The organism is Catenulispora subtropica (assembly GCF_039531675.1).
Classification (GTDB): Bacteria; Actinomycetota; Actinomycetes; order Streptomycetales; family Catenulisporaceae; genus Catenulispora; species Catenulispora subtropica.
Genome location: NZ_BAAAQM010000014.1, coordinates 107,255 through 125,381 on the forward strand (window position 1 = coordinate 107,255; position 18,127 = coordinate 125,381).

The following is an 18,127-nucleotide window of genomic DNA, read 5'->3' on the forward strand; positions in this document are numbered from 1 at the left end:
GTCCCGTTGCGCCGTCCGCTGCATCCGCGTGAAGGATCCCCCAGTCGATGACCGTCTCCGACCCCGCCAACCCGGTCACCACCTGTTACCGCCACCAGGGGCGGGAGAGCCTCATCCGCTGCACCCGGTGCGACCGCTTCATCTGCACCGACTGCATGCGCAGCGCCGCCGTGGGGTTTCAGTGCCCTGAATGCGTGCGGAGCGGGAACAGGGACGTGCGGGAGGCGCGGACCGTGTTCGGGGCCCAGGCCGCGGCGGGCGGTGCCGTGCCGGTCGTCACCATCGGCCTGATCGTCCTGAACTTCGCGGTCTACGCGGCCGAGCTGATGCGGCACTCGGTGGTGAAGCAGCTGTCGCTGCTCCCGGACGCGCTCGACGGTCCCGGCGAGGGACTCTACGAGCCCATGGCGTCGCCGCCTCCCGGCTATCACCCGATCGGCATCGCGCACGGCGAGTGGTACCGGCTGTTCACGTCGGCGTTCGTGCACGCGCTCCCCACGGATCCGCCGTTCGGCCCCGCGCACATCCTGTTCAACATGCTGACGCTGTGGATGTTCGGCGTGGTGCTGGAACGGCACCTCGGGCGGGTGCGGTTCCTGGCCGCGTACCTGCTGTCGGCGCTCGGCGGCGCAGTACTCTGCTACTTCCTCGTCACGCCCTACACCCAGACGATCGGCGCGTCCGGCGCCATCTTCGGGCTGATCGGCCTGTACTTCGTGCTGAGCCGCAAGCTGCACTTCGATCCCCTCGGCGCGCAGCGGCAGCTGATCTTCGCGGTGGTGTGGCTGGTGGCGGCGTCCCGGGTGACGTCGTGGCAGGGCCACCTCGGCGGGCTGGTGACCGGCGTCGCGGCGGGCCTGGTGATCGCGTACGCGCCGCGCGCCAGGCAGGGTGCCGTCCAACTGGCGGGGCTGGCCGCGATACTGGCCTTGTTGATCGGGGCCACGGCGGTGCGGACCGCGACGCTGCACGGCGACGACACCGCCGACCCCCAGGGCCGGGACGCGAAGGGCGGTACCCATGGACGCACCGTTGTGGTGGCAGGTGATCGCCCAGCAGAAGGCGTGGCTGGACGGGCATCCGAACACTGACCAGGCGCTGGCGGTGCCGCTGCGGGTGCTGAAGGTGGCCGAGGAGGCCGGCGAGGCCGCGGCCGCGCTGATCGGCGTCAGCGGCCAGAACCCGCGCAAGGGGACCAGCCACACCACGGCTGATCTGGCGGCCGAGCTCTGCGACGTGATCACGGCGGCGTCGGTGGCGCTGGCGAGCGTGGTGCCGGACCCGGAGCAGGTGCTGAAGGAACACATCGGGCGGATCTACATGCGGTCGGTGAACGCCGGCGCCCCGCGGATGGAGGACCTGGGCCTGGGCGCGGACTACGTCGCCTGGGCGCTGTCCATGCCGAAGGTCTCCGTCGGAGCGGCCGTGATCTTCACCGACGAGGACGGCCGGGTTCTGCTGGTCCGGCAGCCGTATCGCGCGGACGGCAAGTGGAGCTTCCCGGGCGGCGTGGTCGAGGACGACGAGTTCCCGGCCGACGCGGCCCGACGGGAGGCGCTGGAGGAACTCGGGCTGGAGGTGGCTCCCGGGGCGCTGCTGGAGGTCGACTGGCGGCCGCGTATGGGCGACCGCCTCCCCCTGATCCAGTTCGCATACGACGGCGGAACCCTGTCGGCGGACGACATCGCGCGGATCCGGCTGCAGGAGGCGGAGATCGCGGAGATCGGGTTCTTCGATCTCGACGGCGCACGGGAGCGGCTGAACCCCCACATGTACGCGCGCTTGGAGCACATCGTGGCCGTGCGCGAGGGACGCGAGACGGTTCAGGGGCTCCGGGAAGGACAGGCGCGGTCGATCGGCTGAGGCGCGGCAGCCCCGCCGCCCGACCGCCTCGCCGCCCCCGCGCCGCCCGACCGCCCCGCGCCGCCCCCGCGCCGCCCCCGCGCGCCCTACGCCGACCCCGCCCGCTGCCGCGGAATCGCCGCCAGCCGCTGCCGCACCAGCTCCGCCTCCGGCCGCCGCAGCTCCTCGAACGCGTTGAGGGCGTCGCGCCAGCTGAGCCGGGCGCCGCAGTGGTCGCCGAGGTCGTGCAGAACGTCGCCCAGGCGCATGGCCGCCAGGGCGACCTGGTTGTCGTCGCCCTCCGACAGGCAGGCGTCGATGGCGCGGCGGTAACAGGACACGGATTCGTCGTAGTCGCCGAGGCGGTGGTGGATGTAGCCCAGGCTGTCCCAGAGCACGCCGATGTGCTCGTGGCGGCCCGTGGCCAGCTTGAGGTGCAGGGCACGGCGGCAGCAGGCCAGGGCCTCGGGGAGGCGGCCCAGGTGGGCGTAGCTCCAGCCCAGCGAGTTCAGGCCCTGTGCCTGGGCGTGCAGTTCGCCGGTGGCCTCGACATGGTCCAGGAAGTCGCGCAGCAGCGGCAGGGTGGCGGCGATGTCGCCTTGCAGGAAGCGGACGTTGGCCATGGTGCGCTTGGTCTCGGCGGCCCCCGGAGCGTGGCCGGCCTCCTCGTAGAGCCGCAGGGCGAGGTCCAGGTGGTGCATGCCGGCCTCGGGGTCGCCGAGGCGCGGCAGATCGCGGCCGAACATGCGGTGGACGTGGGCCTCGGCGACACGGTCCCCGAGCCGGCGGGCGGCCTCGAGGGCCAGGCGCGCGGCGGTGACGTCCTCGTCCCAGCGGGCGTTGCGGCCCAGGCCGATGGAGCGGGCGCAGGCCAGCTGCCACACCTCGGCGTCCCGGCCGGCGGCGGCGAGGTCGAGCAGCAGCGCGGCCAGGACCTCGCGTTCGGCGTCGAACCAGGCGATGCCGCCGAAGGAGTCCTCGACCGGAGTCGTCAGGGTCCCGGGCGGCATCGGGGCGAGGTCCTCGGGGGTCGGCAGGCCGGTCGTGGCGTGGAGCATGTTCACGGTCACGAGGGTGCGGAGGTAGTGGTCGACGAGGCGGTCGTAGGCCGCCTCGCGTTCCGCGACGTCCTCCTCGGCCGCGAGGCGTTCGGCGGCGAACGCCTCCAGGAGGTTGTGGCGGTGGTAGCGGCCGCGGCCGTCGACCGAGGCCATGTTCATCGCGACCAGTTCCACCAGGGCGGCGTGCGCCTCCACCGGCGGGAGCGCGGCGAGCGACGCGGCCGCCGGGACGGCGATGTCCGGGCCCGGATGGAGGGCGAGGAGCCGGTAGAGCCGCGCCGCGCAGACGCTGAGCTGGCAGTAGGACCACGACAGCACGGTGCGGACGCTGACCGCCGCGTCGCCGCCGTCCAGGGCGCCGAGGTTCCCGCCGGCCTCGCCGAGCTGCGCCGCCAGGTCGTCCAGCGGGATGTCGGGCCGCACCCAGGCGCGGCCGGCGGCGACCACGAGGGCGAGCGGCAGGTGGGCGCAGTGCTCGGCGATGGCGGCGACGGCGTCCTCGCGCCCGGCGGTGCGCTCGGGGCCCAGGCGCAGGTTCAGCAGCTCGCGCGACTCCAGGGCCGACAGCGGTTGCAGGGCCACGGTCCGCGCGAAGTCGATGGTCACCAGCGATGCCAGGGCGTTGCGACTGGTGGCGAGCAGCTGCGCCGGCCCGGCCGGCGGCAGCAACGGCCGGACCTGGTCGGCGTGCCGCACGTTGTCCAGCAGGATCAGCACGCGCTTGTCCGCGATCACCGCGCGGTACAAGGCGATCCGGCCGGCGGCGGTGGCCGGCAGTAGGTGGTCCGGGACGCCGAGACAGTCCAGGAGGATGCGGACGGCCTCGTCGGCGGATACCGGTGCGCCGCGTTCGGAGAAGCCCTTCAGGTCGAGGTAGAGGCGGCCGTCCGGAAACGCCGCGGCCGACCGGTGGGCCCAGGTGAGGGCGAGGGCGGTCTTGCCGATGCCGGCCATGCCGACGAGGAGGGTCAGGCCCGGCAGCTCCGGCGGGTGGTTGCCGGCCATGGCCTCGGTGAGGCGGGCCAGTTCGGCGACGCGGCCGACGAAGCGGCGAGGGGCGGACGGGAGCTGGTGTTCCAGGGGCGGGAGCAGCGGGTGGGCGGGCTCAGGGACCGCTGCCGCGGACGTCGCGGCGGGCGACACCGCTGATGCCGATGCCGCCGAAGCCGCGGGTGTTCCCGATGTCCCGGGCGTTCCCGATGTCCCGGGTGTCCCCAACGTCCCGGAAACGTTGTCGCCGAGCCGGTGCGGGCGACGTGGCCCGAGCAATTCCTCGACCAGATCGGCGGCATCGACGCCGCGCAGCGTCTGGTGGTAGAAGCGGCGCAGCAACGGGGACGGCTCGGTGCCGAGCTCCTCGCGTAAGCGGATCCGCACCTGGCGGTACCACTCCTGCGCGTCGGCGTGGCGGCCGGCGCCGTAGAGGGCCAGGAAGTTGCGTTCGTGGAAGGGCTCGTTCAGCGGATGGGAGCCGGACAGCGCGCGCAGCGCGGGCAGGATGGCGTCGAACTCGCCACGGGCCAGGTGGGCGTCGATGCGGAGCTGCTCCAGGCGGAGCCGCAGCTCCTCCAGATAGGGCAGGAACTCCGCGCGCAGGACGTCGGATTCCAGATCGGCGAGCGCCTCGCCGCGCCACATCCCCAGCGCCACGGCCGCGGCCTCGCCGACGGCGCTCCAGCGCCCTTCCTCCGCGGCGATCCGGGCTCTGCCCTCCAGTTCGGCGGCGCGGACGTGGTCGATCTCGTCGCCGGGCTCGGGCGCGAAGAGGTAGCCGCGGCCCTCATACCGCACGCGGGAGGCGGTCCCGGAGCCGAGCACGGTGCGCAGCCGGGAGACGTACGTGGCCAGCCCGGACCGCGCGCTGGCCGGCGGGCGGTCGCCCCACAGCGCCGCCACCAACGTGTCGAACCCCACCACCTGCTCCGGCCGCAGCAACAACGCTGCCAGCACAGAGCACTGCTTCCCCGCCGGCACCGAGATCTCGGCGCCCGTGTCGTCCCAGACCTTCAGCGACCCCAAGAGCGCGTATCGCATGTCGAGCCCCATCCCTCCGACCGCGCCGCGGCGCAATCGGCACGCAATGCGGTGCCGCCATCATGGGCAAAAACCTTGTCGAATGTCGAGGAGGGCCCACGATGGCCAGCGAGCCCGCATACAGATTGACCGACCGGATCTGGCGTATCCCGGCCGGACCGTTCGACTTCGTCAACAGCTTCGCCGTCCTGGAGGACGACGGCGGCGTGACGCTGGTCGACACCGGCATGCCCAGCTCGCTTTCCCGTATCGAAGCCGGTCTCAGCGCCATCGGCAAGGCATTTCCCGATGTCCACCGCATCATCCTGACCCACGCCCACGGCGACCACGCGGGCGGCGCCGCGAAGGTCAAGGCGAAGAGCGACGCCGAAGTCGCCATCAGCGCCATCGACGCCCCGTTCGCCCGCGAGGGGTACGCCCCGCCGCGCGACGGCTCGACCCTCGGCGGCAAGTTCCTCAACCTGTTGGGCAAGAAGGGCAACAAGTTCGCCCCGGTGGTGATCGGCGAGGAGTTCGCCGACGGCGACGTCCTCCCGGTCGCCGGCGGCCTGCGCGTGGTGCACACGCCGGGCCACACCCCCGGCCATGTGGCGCTGCTGCACGAGGGCGACGGCGTGCTGATCACGGGCGACTCGATCTGGAACGTGCGGAAGATGAAGTGGTCGGTGCGCTCGTTCTGCACCGACTTGAAGCTGAACCAGCAGACCGCTGACGTGCTCGGCGAGCTGGAGTACGAGATCGCCGCGTTCACGCATGGGAAGCATGTCTCGCAGAACGCGCGGGAGACGGTGCGGCGGTTCTTGCGGGAGGCGAAGCGGGATTAGGCAAGGGGATGGCGCCGTCCCGGCCCGCGAGGACCGAGGACGGCGCCACCGTGATCCGAACGCTCAGCGCCGCTGAGGACTCATGACCCCAGGGCGTTCAGGAACGCCGCGCCGTTCGGCGTGCCGATACCGGTCACGTCAAGGGGCGGGGAAGCCCGCGCACACGGCTTCCCCGCCCCGGCGCCCCCGGACCGGCTGCGATCGGTCCGCGGGCGCCACCCGCGTCACTCCTGGCCGTCCCCACGGCGGACGCGGGCGATCACGTCGCGCAGCCACAGGGCGCTGCGCTTGGGGGTCCGGAGCTGGGTGGCGTAGTCGACGCGCACGATGCCGAACCGCTTGTCGTAGCCGTAGGCCCACTCGAAGTTGTCCATCAGGGACCACGCGAAGTACCCGCGGACGTCCGCGCCCCGGCGGCGAGCCTCGACGACGGCGCCGAGGTGCGCCTCGAGGTAGGCGGTACGGTCGGCGTCCTCGACGAAGCCGTCGGCGTCCGGGCTGTCGTCGTAGGCCGCGCCGTTCTCGGTGATGACGATCGGGTAGCCGGGGTAGTCCCGTCCGACGCGGGCCAGCAGGTCCGCGAAGTCGTCGGGCATGACCTCCCAGTCGATGTGGGTGCGGGGGCGGTCGCCGAAGTCGATGGTCCGGGTGACCGGCCGGCCGTCGGCCTCGGCGGTGGAGCCGTCCTCGGCGTAGCCGGTCGTCTTCTCCGAGCGGTAGTAGTTCACGCCGATGGTGTCGAGGGGTTCGGCGATGGCTGCCAGGTCACCGTCCTGGACCGGGATCTCCACACCGATCGCGGCGAGGTCGGCGACCAGGTCTTCGGGGTAGGCGCCCTTGAAGACCGGGTCCATGTACATGCGGAAGCTCAGCGCGTCGCCGCGGCGGGCCGCCTCGACGTCGACCGGGTCGTCGGAGGCCGGGATCGAGTTGCCGAGGATGTGGGTGATCGCCAGGTCCACGGTACGGCCGGCGGAGGCGGCGGCGGCCCGGAGCCGGCCGGCGGCCAGGCCGTGCCCGAGCAGCAGGTGGTGCACGGCGCGGACGCCGTCGGCGAAGTCCCGGCGGCCCGGCGCGTGCACGCCCTTCACGTAGCCCAGCCACGCCGAGCACCACGCCTCGTTCAGCGTCGTCCAGTGCTCCACCCGGTCGCCGAGCCTGGCGTAGACGAGCTCGGCGTAGTCCGCGAACCGGTAGGCGGTGTCGCGGTTCGGCCAGCCTCCGGCGTCCTCCAGCTCCTGCGGCAGATCCCAGTGGTACAGCGTCAGCCACGGATCGATGCCGGCCCCCAGCAGCTCGTCGACCAGCCGGTCGTAGAACGCCAGGCCGCGCTCGTTCGCCGGGCCGGAGCCGGTCGGCTGCACCCGCGGCCACGCCACCGAGAACCGGTAGGTGTCCACCCCCAGCGTCTTGATCAGCGCCACGTCCTCGGGCATCCGGTGGTAGTGGTCGCAGGCGACGTCGCCGGTGTCGCCGTTGTCGATCGCCCCGGGCACGCGGCAGAACGTGTCCCAGATCGAGGGGGTCCGGCCGTCCTCGGCCACCGCGCCCTCGATCTGGTAGGCGCTGGTGGCCACGCCCCACCGGAAGTCGCTGGGAAGCTCGTGAATCATGGTTCTCCTAAACGGGGGTGGGTCAGGCGGCCGGGTGCAGCCAGCAGGCGACGGTGCGGTCGTCGGTGCCGGTCGCGTCGCCCGGGCGCGTCAGCGGCGGCAAGTCGGTGTGGCAGGGGTCGAAGGCCTTCGGGCAGCGCGGTGCGAACGCACAGCCGGGCGGCATGGCCCGCAGGTCCGGCGGCGAGCCGGGGATGCCGGCCAGGCCGCGGCGCGGGCCGTGCAGCGCCGGGAACGAGTGCAGCAGGCCGTGGCTGTAGGGGTGCATCGAGTCGGCGTAGATCTCCGCCGACGGCGCCTCCTCCACGATCCGGCCGCCGTACATGATCGCGATCCGGTCGCTGAACTCGGCCAGCAGCGACAGGTCGTGGGTGATGAAGATGACGGAGAACCCCAGCCGCTGCTTCAGCCGCACCAGCTGCCGCATGATCTGCCGCTGCATCACGACGTCGAGCGCGGTCGTGGGCTCGTCCATGATGACCACGCGCGGCTCCAGCGCCAGCGCCATCGCGATCATCACCCGCTGCCGCATCCCGCCGGAGAGCTGGTGCGGATAGCCGGCCAGCCGGTCCTTGGAGATGCCGACCAGGGTCAGCAGTTCGGCCGCGCGCGCCATCCGCTCGTGCTTCGGCGACTTCGGCCGGTGCTCCTCGATCACGTCGGTGAGCTGCGCGGCGATGGTCGCCACCGGGTTCAGCGAGTTCATCGCGCCCTGGAAGACGATCGACAGCTGGTCCCAGCGGAACGCCCGCAGCTCCGCGGGCGTCATCCGCAGCACGTCCACCGGCTCGCCGTCGTCCGGGTGGTAGACCACCGATCCGCCGGAGACGACGCCGGGCGGCGGCAGCAGCCGGGTCGCGCCGTAAGCGAGCGTGGACTTGCCGGAACCGGACTCGCCGGCCAGGCCGAGCACCTCCCCGCGGCGCAGCGTCAGGTCCACCTCGCGGACCGCGCGGACCGCCTTGCCGCCGAGCCCGTAGTCGACGGACAGCCCCTTGATCTCCAGGACCGGGGTCATCGGCCGCCTCCTTCGCTCGACACATCCGGGCTTTGCGACAGCACCGGCGTGAACCCGATCCGCATGCGCACCTTCCGGCCGTCGGCGGCCTTCACGACCGCGCGGCCGCTGCTGCGCAGCCGGGGGTTCACGATCTCGTCGATGCCGAAGTTCACCAGCGACAGCGCGGTGCCCAGCAGCGCGATGCACAACCCGGCCGGCACGAACCACCACCACGCGCCCAGCGCCAGGGCCTGCTGCCCCTGCGCCCAGAACAGCACCTCGCCCCAGTTCCACTCGGAGATCCCGGAGACCCCGACGAAGGCCAGCGCGATCTCGGTCATCACCGCGAACATCACGGTGCCGATGAACGACGAGGCGATGATCGCCGTCAGGTTCGGCAGGATCTCGAACACCACGACCCGCCACGTCGACTCGCCGCTGGCGCGCGCGGCCTGCACGAAGTCGCGCTGCCGCAGCGACAGCGTCTGGGCCCGCAGCAGCCGCGCGCCCCACGCCCAGCCGGTGCAGCCGATGACCGTGGCGATCGCCCAGTCGCCGGAGTCCGGCACCACGTTGGTGACGATCACGATCAGCGGCAGCGCCGGGATCACGATGAACACGTTGGAGACCGTCGACAGGCTCTCGCCGGCCACGCCGGACAGGTAGCCGGAGGTCACGCCGATCAGCACCGCGATCGCGGTGGCCAGGATCCCGGCGGCGAACCCGACGAACATCACGGAACGGGTGCCGACCAGGATCTGGCTGAAGATGTCCTGGCCCAGGTGCGTGGTGCCGAACCAGTGCTTGCCCGACGGCGCCTGCAGGATGTCCCTGCTGCGCTTGGACGGATCGTACGGCGCCAGGGCCGAGCCGAAGAACGCCACGAAGGTGAACACGGCCAGCAGCGCCAGGCCCACCGTGACCTTCAGGCTCGGCATCCGGAGATGGAAGCGCACGGTTCAGCCCTCCTTCCGGGTGCGGGGGTCCAGGGCCATGTAGGCCAGGTCGGCCAGGAAGTTCGCGGCCAGCACGGCGACCGTGACGACCAGGAACACGCCCTGGATCAGCGGGTAGTCGTGACCGGAGATGGCGTTCAGCAGCTGCAGGCCGACGCCGGGGTAGGAGAACACGTACTCGACCAGGAAGGTGCCGCCGACCACCAGCCCCAGGGCCATGCCGAAGCCGGAGACCGACGGCAGCAGGGCGTTGCGGGCGGCGTAGCGGGTCATCACCCGGCGGCCGGACAGGCCCTTGGCGTGCGCGACGGTGATGTAGTCCTCCGCGGTGACGGTGACCATCATGTTCCGCATCGCCAGAAGCCAGCCGCCGACCGAGGAGACGATGATGGTGGCCGCCGGCAGGATGCTGTGCCGCAGGGCGTTGCCGATGAAGCCGATCTGCCAGCCCGGGATCAGGCCCGGGTCGTAGCCGCCGGAGTTGGGCAGGAAGCTGTCCACGCCGGTGAACCACGCCACCGAGATCAGGCCGAGCCAGAAGTACGGGATCGAGGACAGGAACGACGTGGCCGGCAGCAGCGCGTCCACCCACGTGCCGCGGCGCCAGCCGGCGAACACGCCGAGCAGCGTGCCGATCAGGAACGCCAGGATCGTGGTGGTGCCGATCAGTCCCAGGGTCCACGGCAGCGCCGAGCCCAGCACCGTGGTCACCGGCTCCGGGAAGTTCTGGAAGCTGACGCCGAGGTCGCCGTGCAGGAGCTGGCCCAGGTAGTGGAAGTACTGCGAGGCCAGGCTCTGGTGCTTGTCCAGGCCGAACAGCACGGTCAGCGACTCGACGGCCTTGCTGTCGATCTGGCCCTTGCGCTGCGCGATCAGCGAGTCCACCGGGTTGCCGGGGATCAGCCGCGGGATGAAGAAGTTGATGGTGACCGCGGCCCACAGCGTGAAGAGGTAGAAGCCGAGGCGGCGGACGAAGTACTTCACGACGCGGCCCCCTCTGTCTCTTCGGTCTTCCCGCCCCGCTGGGCCGTCTTCTCGGTCTTCTCGGTCTTCTCGGTCTTCTCGGCGTAGAGCCAGCAGGCGGCCCAGTGCCCTGGCGCGTCCGTCAGCTCGACGCGCTCGGGGACCCGCTCCCCGCAGACCGGCATCGCGTGCGGACAGCGCGGGTGGAACCGGCACCCGCTCGGCGGCTCGATCAGGCTCGGCGGCTCGCCGCCGTCCTCGTCGTCGTCCTCGTCCCCGACGGCGCTGAGCCGCTCGGGGTTCGGCGCCGACTCGACCAGCAGCTGCGTGTACGGATGCGCGGGGCTCTGCGTCACCGTCTCCGAGTCGCCGCCCTCGACCATCCGCCCCGCGTACATCACCAGCGTCTCGTCGGCGAAGTAGCGCGCCGAGGCGATGTCGTGGGTGATGTAGAGGACGGCCAGGTCCAGCCGCTCCTTCAGGTCCCGCAACAGGTTCAGCACCCCGAGCCGGATCGACACGTCCAGCATCGACACCGGCTCGTCGGCCAGCAGCGCCTCCGGGTCGGCGGCCAGAGCCCGCGCGATCGACACGCGCTGGCGCTGCCCGCCGGACAGCTCGTGCGGGTACTTGTCGAGGTACAGCTCCGCCGGCGTCAGCTGGACCCGGCCGAGCAGTTCCTCCAGGGACGCGCCGTCGGCGTTCTTCCCATGGATCTTCAACGCTCGCGTGAGGTGGTACCGCACGGTGTGCACCGGGTTCAGCGACGCGAACGGGTCCTGGAAGATCATCTGGACCCGCTTCGCGTACGCCTTGAACGCCCGGCCGCCCTTCACCGCCGTCGACGTCCCGTCCAGGCGGATGTCGCCACCGGTCCGGGGGTAGAGCTGCGCCAGCAGCCGCGCGACCGTCGACTTGCCCGAACCGGACTCGCCGACGAGCGCGGTCACGCGGCCGCGGCGCAGCGTGAGCGTGACGTCGTCCACGGCGTGCACCACGCGGGGCGCGCGGGTCAGCGCCGCCCTCCCCCGGGCTCGCACCGGGAAGTGTTTGGTCAGTCCCTCGGCTTCCAGGACCACCGCGCCAGGCGGCCGTGCCGTGTCCGACATCTGATGCGCTCCTTACCTACTTCGTCTCGCTCCCCGGGTCAGGACGCGGGGGTCAGGTGCAGGACGATGTCGAGCATCCCCCAGCGGGTCGGCTGCGGCGCCGCGTACGCGTTCTCGGCGGTCGGCCAGCCGGTCCAGTTCTTGGTCGAGTACTCCGCGCCGAGGTTGCCGGCCGAGGTCGGGATCATCGGCATCTGCTCGACGAAGATCTTCTCCAGGTTGTTCATGGCGGCGGTCCGGCTGGCGTCGTCGGTGGCGTTCGCGTACGCCTTCAGCGCCGCGTCGGCCTCGTCGTTCTTGAACCGCCCGAAGTTCTCGGTGGCCGCGGTGCCGATCGGCCGCACCCCGGCCGAGTCCATGATCTGCTGGTACATGTCGTAAGGCGTGGTCCCGGAGTTGGTCCAGTGCAACGCCGTGTCGAAGTCCCCCTTGGCGATGTTGTCGAACCAGGCGTCGTCGTTGGCCTTGTCCACGGTCGCGTCGATGCCGATGGTGGCCAGGTTGTCCTTGATGATCGCCAGGTCGGTCTGGTAGTCGTTCCAGTCCGCCGGGTCGGTCATGGTCAGCGTGACCGGCTTGCCGTCCTTGCCGATCAGCTTGTCGCCCTGGTACGTGTAGCCGTTGTCGGTGAGCTCCTTCTTGGCGCTCGCGACGTCCGCCTCCGGCGCCTTGCCCTTGAAGTCCGGAGCGATGTACGGCTCGCCCTGCGGCGTCGGGATCCCGGTGATGCTCTCGATCTTCGGCTTGAAGTAGCCGGCCTCACCCTGGTTGAAGATGTCGTCCCGGTTGATCACCATGCTCATGGCTCGGCGCAGGTGCGGGTCGTCGAACGGCTTCTTGGTGGTGTTGAACCACAGGCCGTCGGCCGACAGCTGGGCCGGGAAGTAGAGCTTGAAGTGCGCCGGGTCCTTGGCCACGAACGTGGTCTTGGCGTCGGACATGAAGTAGTAGCTCCACTCCGCGGCCCCCGAAGTGAGCGCGGCGCCCATCGTGTCGTTGGAGCTGTAGGTGGTGAAGTTGATGGTCTTCACCTTCGGCGCGCCGTTCCAGTACCCGTCCCGCGCCGTCACGGTGACCGTCGAAGGCGTGGTGCTCTTGATCGTGTACGGACCCGTACCCACGGGGTTCGCGACCGTGTCCTTGCTCGGATCCGCCATGGCGGACCACTGCTTCTTGTTGATGACCTGGGTGGACAGGATCTTCGTCCGGTTCACGTACTGCGACCCGTCGAAGGACACGGTCACCTGGTTCCCGCTGACCGCCACGTCGGTGATCGCCAGCGAGTAGGTGTTGACCTCCTTGTGCTCCTTCTGGATCTGGAAGGAGTAGGCGACGTCGTCCGCGGTCAACGGCGTGCCGTCGGACCACTTCACGCCGTCCTTCACGGTCAGCGTCACCTTGGAGTAGTCCGGCGACCAGTCCCACTTGGCGGCCAGCCAGGGCTTGGGGTCCTGGTCCGGCTTGGCCTCGTCGCTCATCGCCAGCGGCTCCCAGATCAGCCAGGTGTAGCCGAGCTTCTTGGCGAACGACGAGTCCAGGAACGGGTTGTTGTTGGCCGGGAGCGTGGCGCCGTCCGGCATACCGACGTTCAGCACGGTCGCACCGCCGCCGGAGCCGCCGTTCGAGCCGTTGACGTGCTTGGCGCTGCCGCAGCCCGCGGCCAGCGCCACGGTGAGGCCGGCGGCGGCCAGGACGGCGAGCGGACGCCGGGCTGCGGTGCCGGGTGTCGCGAGGGTCATAGCTCCTCCTGAGCTTGGGCGGTCCACCCGGTGCCCACCCCCCACCGCCTGCATGAGGGTGTGCGGCATCGCGACGCGGCGCCTCGCCTCCGACGGCGGGGACGGCGCGCCCGGACGGATCCGGATCTTGGGATCTGCGCTGTCTGAGAGATCTAGGCCTGTGGTGCGGTGGAGCCCCGGACGACGAAGTCGGTCGGGATCACGACGGGCTCGGTCGGGAACGGCTCCCCGGCCAAACGCGCCAACAGCATCCGGGCCGCCAGCACCCCCATCTCCCGCAGGGGCTGGCGGACCGTGGTCAGCGGCGGCGTGGTGAGCGCGGCGAGGTCGACGTCGTCGAACCCGACGACGGCCACATCACGCGGCACCACGCGCCCGGCCTCCCCCAGCGCCTGCATGGCGCCCGCAGCGGAGAGGTCGTTGTGCGCGAACAAGGCGTCGAACTCGACGCCGCCGGCGACGGCCCGCGCCACGGCGGCACGGCCCGACTCCAAGGTGAAGTCCCCGTCGAGCAGCGCCTCGGCCGGCACGGGGAAGCCGGCCTCGGCGAAGGCCTCGGTGAAGCCCTCGGTCCGCTCGGTGACACAGCCGAACCCGGGCGTCCCGGAGACCACGAGCGGTCGCCGCCGTCCCAGCTCCAGCAGATGCAGGGCGGCCTGCCGGCCCCCGGCACGGTTGGTGGTCGCCACGGAGGGGAACTGCGGCCGCGACTCCCGGTCGTCGATCAGCACCACCGGCAACCCGGCCGCGTGCAGCTCCGTGATGTAGTCCAGGGTCCCCTCAGGCTCGATGACCAGCAGCCCGTCGAAGGCCTTGGCATCGACCTGCGACGCGAACTGCCGCATCGACCCGTCACCCTGGTTACAGGTGAAGAGCATGAGACCGTATTTCCCGCTCTCCACAGTGTCGACCGCGCCCTGCAGCACCTGCCCGGTCCACGGCCAGGTCAGCGAGGGCACGAGCATCCCGATCACCCCGGTCCGCCCCCGGGCCAGCGAGACGGCACGGGCACTGGGCACGTAACCGAGCTCGTCGATGACCCGGCGCACCCGCGCCTCGGTGGCCGCGTCCAGCTCACCCCGGCCGTTCAGCACCCGCGACACCGTGGTCTTGCTGACCCCGGCCCGCGCCGCGACGTCGGCGATAGTGATCGGCATGCCCTGGACTCCCCACCCGAGATGACTGCTGGTCGATGACGGTCAGGATTGTGGCACGGTGCCATCCGGCACCGGTTCCGGTACCGGTTGCGAAACCGGTTCCGGGGGAAGAGTCAACACCGCCGGAACCGGTTCCGCAATCACGGAGTGATAACGGATTTCCCAGACGGCCACACGGCCGTAACACGAGCGCCCCGCCGGCCCGTCGCCGCACCAGGTCAGGTAGACAGGATTCTGATACACAAAAAAGAGACGGTGGGGCCGCCCTCAGGCGGCCCCACCGCGGAGTCTGTCTCAGTACGACGTGGTAATCGTCACCCCGCTGAAGGCAGTCTGCCCATAGAGGCTGATGTACTCGTAACCCGACGGCGGATTGCTGATCGTCAGGCTCTGCGTGGTCCCGCTGTTGAACGACCCCTGGTAATACGCACTCGGTGTCGCCCAGTTGTACGGGTTGTAGAGCAGGTACGCGTTGCCGGTGCCCCCACTGGTGGTGATGGACAGGGAGGCGGTCCCAGCCGGAACGTAGATGTAGAAGTAGTCGATCTGACCAGCAGCAGCCGACTCGTCGGTCCGCGAGCAGTTCTGCCCCATAACCCGCGTGTCGGAACCGGGGCAGGACTGGGTCGGCGGCGGATTGTTCGTCTGGCACGCGCCCGCCGCACACTGGTCGAGCCATGCCGTGAAGTCCGCGTCGTACCGCGTCCCGATGCCGTTGTAGACCGCGTAGGCGCCCTGGTAGTCGCCGGTCCGGAACTTGGCCAGCATCGCGTACACATCCGACGCGTGCTTCTCGAACATGTACCGCACCGCGAGGTATCCCCACGGATAAGTCCGCGTCTCGTCACTGTTGTCGTATGTGCTCTGGAACAGAGTGCTCAGCGCATACCGGTGCGTCGAGGCCTCACTGATCGCTCCCGTGTCCGGCACGTTCCGGTAGCTGTACGAGACGTATTCCGCCACGCCCTCGATCCACCAGATGTCCGGGACCGTGATCTGCGTGCTGAAGTCACCCTTCATGTCGTACTCGGCGTCCAACGCGTGCGTGAACTCGTGGTTCAAGTTCCACACCCGGGCCACGAAACCGTTGTCGTTCGGCCACTGGTACATGATCGACCGCACGATGTTGTTCGGATCGGTCGGATCGCCGGTGAGCGTGATGCCGCCGTTGTTCGTGTCGACGCCGTAGATGACGCCGGCGTAGGTCACGTAGTCGTTCCGCGACCCGAACACCGTCAGCACGAAGTTCCCGTCGTTCTGCCCGGGTATCGGACCGCTGTCCTTCACCAGCCCGTGGAAGTACGCGTACTGGCCCAGGATGCTGTTGCACACGGCCGTCAGGTCGGACGAGGTCAGAGCCTGCGAAACCACGGTGTGGCTGGAGTCGCAGTGCGTCGTCGTGGTCAGCACGGCCGCCGTCAGCTTGTTCGCCAGGTCACACACGTTGTAGTAGGAGCAGTTCGCCTGGTCGTAGTAGTCCGCGTTCCCCGCCACCGCGACCCACAGCCCCGCCGTCGGCCCGGTCATCGACGAAGCGTCGAGCAGCCCCTTCATCAACGGCCGGACCTTCGCCTGCAGGGCAGCGTGCTGCACGAACCGGCTCAGCTCCAGTCCCGCGTTGGAGTCCAGGAACGAGTTGTCGCCGCCGAGCAGGTTCAGGTGGTTCAACGCGAAGCTGTTCAGCGTGTCGATGATGCTCGGATCCGCCGTCACCGCCGTCACGAACGCCGGGAACTGGTGCCCCCGGAACAGCGGCGTGTAGACGTTGTTCACCGCGTTCAGCATCGTCGAGTACGCGTCGTACGAGCTGTTGTACGCGTTCAGGATCTGCTTGTACGTCCCCAGGTACCGCGCCTGCTCGTCCGCACTGTCGGTCAGGATGATCGTCTCACCCAGCACCGGCCCGTTGTTGTCGTTCACGTCCAGCAGGTGCGGACTGGCGACGAACGCGTCCAGCGCGCCCTCCACCGCGGTCGCCAGCGCCTGGCTGTAGTTCGGAATCGACCCGTTGCTGTAGTACTGCACGTAGTACCCGGCCCGCAGGAACAGCACCAGCTGCTGCACGCTGGTCGAGTCGTCGCCCGGGTAGCTGGACGCGCCGGTGTGGAACGCGTTCGCGATCGTGATCATGTTGGCTTCGCTGAAGATCGTGACGGCATCGGAACCCGTCACCGTGAACAGGGTGTTCACGCAGTCAGTCGTGGACGCCTTCACGAACGTGGCGAGCGTGCTGCCCGACCGGGATGCGAAGTCCGCCGGCGTGCAGGACTGGGCCGCCACGGCAGCCTTCGTGCCCCCCGCGACAGCACCGGTCTTGGCCTTGGCAGAGGCCTTGTTCCCATCCATCTGGTGCGGAGCGAGATCGCCGACAGGCTTCGCGGACTTGGCGACCGCCGAGCGATCGGAACCGGCCGTGTCCGACGACCCCACCGGCGAACGCGAGCTTGATCCCTGACTCACTGAGCCTTTCGCAGCCGCCGGCGACAGCGCAGCGGCTTGCGACGACGCCGCGGCCGCCGGCCCCGTCGCGACTCCGGCCACGACCGCGACGGCGACGAGCGCGGCGGCGAGGCTTCCGGGCATGCGTGAAAGCTTTCCGGGCATGCGTGATCGGTGGCGCATCACTACTCCTTGATAGTTGACACGCGCCTCAAGACGACGCGGGAGGAGGCGCTGGCCGCAATCTGGCACCCCCACAGCCCCCTGACAATGCGCTACGGGGATAGGACTATGGCACGCGCACCCATAACTCTCGTGTCGTACCTGTTCAGCAGTGCAATGTCACAGATTAAAGATGCGCCCGCCCCGGGTTCGCCTTCGCCCGATACGTCCCCGCCGCCCACGCCTGAAAGTGCGCCGAGCGCCCGATCAACTGTCGATACGCCGCCGTCGCCGACGCGAACAGCGCTTCGGCGACCTCGTCGCTCAATCCCGCCCGCCGCCACACCAGCAGATACCGGCACCACAAGGGCGTCCCGACCAGCGGCTTGATCACCACCCCCGGCGACGGCCGCAACGTCGCCTGCACCATCGAGATCCCCAGCCCGTCCGCGATCATCGCCTGGAGCTGCAGCTGGTCCCCGAGGAACTCGTGCACCGCCGCCGGTTCGAACCCCGCCGACCCGCACGCCGCATAGAAGACGCCGGGCCACCCCGCCCCGTCGTCCGGTGTCACGAACCACGCCTCGCCGGACAAGTCGGCCAGGGAGACCTCGACCCGCCGCGCCAGCGGATGCCGCGCCGGCAACGCCACGAACGACGGCTCCGTCACGATCCCGCGGTGCGCCAGCCGATCAGAGTGCGGCAGCTCGATGCTCGGATAGTCGGCGGCCACCCCGGCGTCCAGCGCACCGTCCTCCAGCAGTTCGACGATGTCCGTCGACGAGTACACGCTGCTCACCGACACCGCCAGGTCCGGCAGCACGCTCCGCAGCCGACTGACCAGCCCCGACAACATCGGCGTGTTGGTGGCGGCGAACCGCAGCATCCGGCCGCCGTCCGCCGACACCGCCGGTCCTCGCCGCCCGATCGCGTCCGCCCGCGCCAGTACATCGCGCGCCTGCGCCACCACCTCGACCCCGTACGCCGTCGGCTCCACGCCCCCGGCCCCGCGCAGGAACAACGGCTCGCCGAACAGCCGCTCGATCCTCCGCAGCTGCGTGCTCATCGCAGGCTGCGAGAACCCCAGGACCGCCGCCGCGCGTCCGACGCTCCCCGCGTCCGCGATCGCGCACAGGGTGCGCAGGTGGCGCAGTTCCAGTTCCATGGCATCCTCCCCTGTGGCCGTGCAGGGTGAGGATAGATCCGCAGTCAACCGCTGGGGAGATCC

13 protein-coding genes are annotated in these 18,127 nt (G+C 70.4%); 3 read left to right on the forward strand and 10 right to left on the reverse strand.

Features of this window, described 5'->3' with window-relative positions; translation table 11 throughout:
- The first annotated feature begins 47 nt into the window (after positions 1-47).
- Both ABD466_RS14615 and ABD466_RS14620 read left to right on the forward strand, forming a co-directional pair.
- Positions 48-1,091 carry a rhomboid family intramembrane serine protease gene (locus ABD466_RS14615; RefSeq protein ID WP_344657567.1) on the forward strand — a complete coding sequence of 348 codons (1,044 nt, stop codon included), beginning with the start codon at positions 48-50 and terminating at the stop codon, positions 1,089-1,091.
- The gene (locus ABD466_RS14620; protein WP_344657568.1) at positions 1,021-1,863 is read left to right on the forward strand and encodes an NUDIX domain-containing protein; all 843 of its coding nucleotides are present in this window, start codon (positions 1,021-1,023) and stop codon (positions 1,861-1,863) included. Before ABD466_RS14615 ends, ABD466_RS14620 begins: the two co-directional genes overlap by 71 nt.
- A gap of 86 nt (positions 1,864-1,949) precedes the next feature.
- On the opposite strand, the gene ABD466_RS14625 is transcribed toward ABD466_RS14620, so the two are convergent.
- A complete protein-coding gene (locus ABD466_RS14625) occupies positions 1,950-4,937 on the reverse strand; it encodes an AfsR/SARP family transcriptional regulator (RefSeq protein ID WP_344657569.1) in 2,988 nt (995 codons plus the stop codon).
- A gap of 101 nt (positions 4,938-5,038) precedes the next feature.
- Between ABD466_RS14625 and ABD466_RS14630 the strand changes: the two genes are divergently transcribed.
- Positions 5,039-5,761, forward strand: a complete 723-nt coding sequence (locus tag ABD466_RS14630) for an MBL fold metallo-hydrolase (RefSeq protein ID WP_344657570.1) — start codon at positions 5,039-5,041, stop codon at positions 5,759-5,761.
- A 224-nt stretch (positions 5,762-5,985) separates the two neighbouring features.
- Here ABD466_RS14630 and ABD466_RS14635 read toward each other — a convergent pair whose 3' ends face one another.
- The 9 genes from ABD466_RS14635 to ABD466_RS14680 all read right to left on the reverse strand — a co-directional run bounded on the left by ABD466_RS14635 (position 5,986) and on the right by ABD466_RS14680 (position 18,064).
- Entirely contained in the window at positions 5,986-7,374 is a 1,389-nt protein-coding gene (locus ABD466_RS14635; RefSeq protein WP_344657571.1) for a GH1 family beta-glucosidase, read from the reverse strand.
- A gap of 22 nt (positions 7,375-7,396) precedes the next feature.
- Entirely contained in the window at positions 7,397-8,392 is a 996-nt protein-coding gene (locus ABD466_RS14640; protein ID WP_344657572.1) for an ABC transporter ATP-binding protein, read from the reverse strand.
- On the reverse strand, positions 8,389-9,312 hold the full coding sequence (locus ABD466_RS14645) for an ABC transporter permease (protein ID WP_344657616.1): 924 nt from the start codon (positions 9,310-9,312) through the stop codon (positions 8,389-8,391). The genes ABD466_RS14640 and ABD466_RS14645 overlap by 4 nt, the downstream gene beginning before the upstream one ends.
- A gap of 21 nt (positions 9,313-9,333) precedes the next feature.
- Positions 9,334-10,314 carry an ABC transporter permease gene (locus tag ABD466_RS14650; protein ID WP_344657573.1) on the reverse strand — a complete coding sequence of 327 codons (981 nt, stop codon included), beginning with the start codon at positions 10,312-10,314 and terminating at the stop codon, positions 9,334-9,336.
- Complete coding sequence (locus tag ABD466_RS14655; protein ID WP_344657574.1) at positions 10,311-11,402, reverse strand: ABC transporter ATP-binding protein; 1,092 nt, start codon at positions 11,400-11,402, stop codon at positions 10,311-10,313. The genes ABD466_RS14650 and ABD466_RS14655 overlap by 4 nt, the downstream gene beginning before the upstream one ends.
- Positions 11,403-11,440: 38 nt before the next feature.
- Positions 11,441-13,141 (reverse strand): ABC transporter substrate-binding protein, encoded by a 1,701-nt coding sequence (locus ABD466_RS14660; RefSeq protein ID WP_344657575.1) that lies wholly within the window; start codon positions 13,139-13,141, stop codon positions 11,441-11,443.
- Positions 13,142-13,293: 152 nt separating this feature from the next.
- On the reverse strand, positions 13,294-14,298 hold the full coding sequence (locus tag ABD466_RS14665; RefSeq protein ID WP_344657576.1) for a LacI family DNA-binding transcriptional regulator: 1,005 nt from the start codon (positions 14,296-14,298) through the stop codon (positions 13,294-13,296).
- A 294-nt stretch (positions 14,299-14,592) separates the two neighbouring features.
- Complete coding sequence (locus ABD466_RS14670) at positions 14,593-16,920, reverse strand: M9 family metallopeptidase (RefSeq protein WP_425558648.1); 2,328 nt, start codon at positions 16,918-16,920, stop codon at positions 14,593-14,595.
- Positions 16,921-17,086: 166 nt separating this feature from the next.
- Positions 17,087-18,064 carry a LysR family transcriptional regulator gene (locus ABD466_RS14680; RefSeq protein ID WP_344657577.1) on the reverse strand — a complete coding sequence of 326 codons (978 nt, stop codon included), beginning with the start codon at positions 18,062-18,064 and terminating at the stop codon, positions 17,087-17,089.
- Between the last annotated feature and the right edge of the window lie 63 nt (positions 18,065-18,127).

Excerpts from the sequence above, each read along its gene's own strand:
- ABD466_RS14640 (WP_344657572.1), bottom strand. The coding sequence starts at position 8,392 with ATGACCCCGGTCCTGGAGATCAAGGGGCTGTCCGTCGACTACGGGCTC.
- ABD466_RS14665 (WP_344657576.1), bottom strand. The coding sequence starts at position 14,298 with ATGCCGATCACTATCGCCGACGTCGCGGCGCGGGCCGGGGTCAGCAAG.
- ABD466_RS14680 (WP_344657577.1), bottom strand. The coding sequence starts at position 18,064 with ATGGAACTGGAACTGCGCCACCTGCGCACCCTGTGCGCGATCGCGGAC.
- ABD466_RS14635 (WP_344657571.1), bottom strand. The coding sequence starts at position 7,374 with ATGATTCACGAGCTTCCCAGCGACTTCCGGTGGGGCGTGGCCACCAGC.
- ABD466_RS14670 (WP_425558648.1), bottom strand. The coding sequence starts at position 16,920 with ATGCGCCACCGATCACGCATGCCCGGAAAGCTTTCACGCATGCCCGGA.
- ABD466_RS14660 (WP_344657575.1), bottom strand. The coding sequence starts at position 13,141 with ATGACCCTCGCGACACCCGGCACCGCAGCCCGGCGTCCGCTCGCCGTC.
- ABD466_RS14620 (WP_344657568.1), top strand. The coding sequence starts at position 1,021 with ATGGACGCACCGTTGTGGTGGCAGGTGATCGCCCAGCAGAAGGCGTGG.
- ABD466_RS14645 (WP_344657616.1), bottom strand. The coding sequence starts at position 9,312 with ATGCCGAGCCTGAAGGTCACGGTGGGCCTGGCGCTGCTGGCCGTGTTC.
- ABD466_RS14625 (WP_344657569.1), bottom strand. The coding sequence starts at position 4,937 with ATGCGATACGCGCTCTTGGGGTCGCTGAAGGTCTGGGACGACACGGGC.
- ABD466_RS14630 (WP_344657570.1), top strand. The coding sequence starts at position 5,039 with ATGGCCAGCGAGCCCGCATACAGATTGACCGACCGGATCTGGCGTATC.
- ABD466_RS14615 (WP_344657567.1), top strand. The coding sequence starts at position 48 with ATGACCGTCTCCGACCCCGCCAACCCGGTCACCACCTGTTACCGCCAC.
- ABD466_RS14655 (WP_344657574.1), bottom strand. The coding sequence starts at position 11,402 with ATGTCGGACACGGCACGGCCGCCTGGCGCGGTGGTCCTGGAAGCCGAG.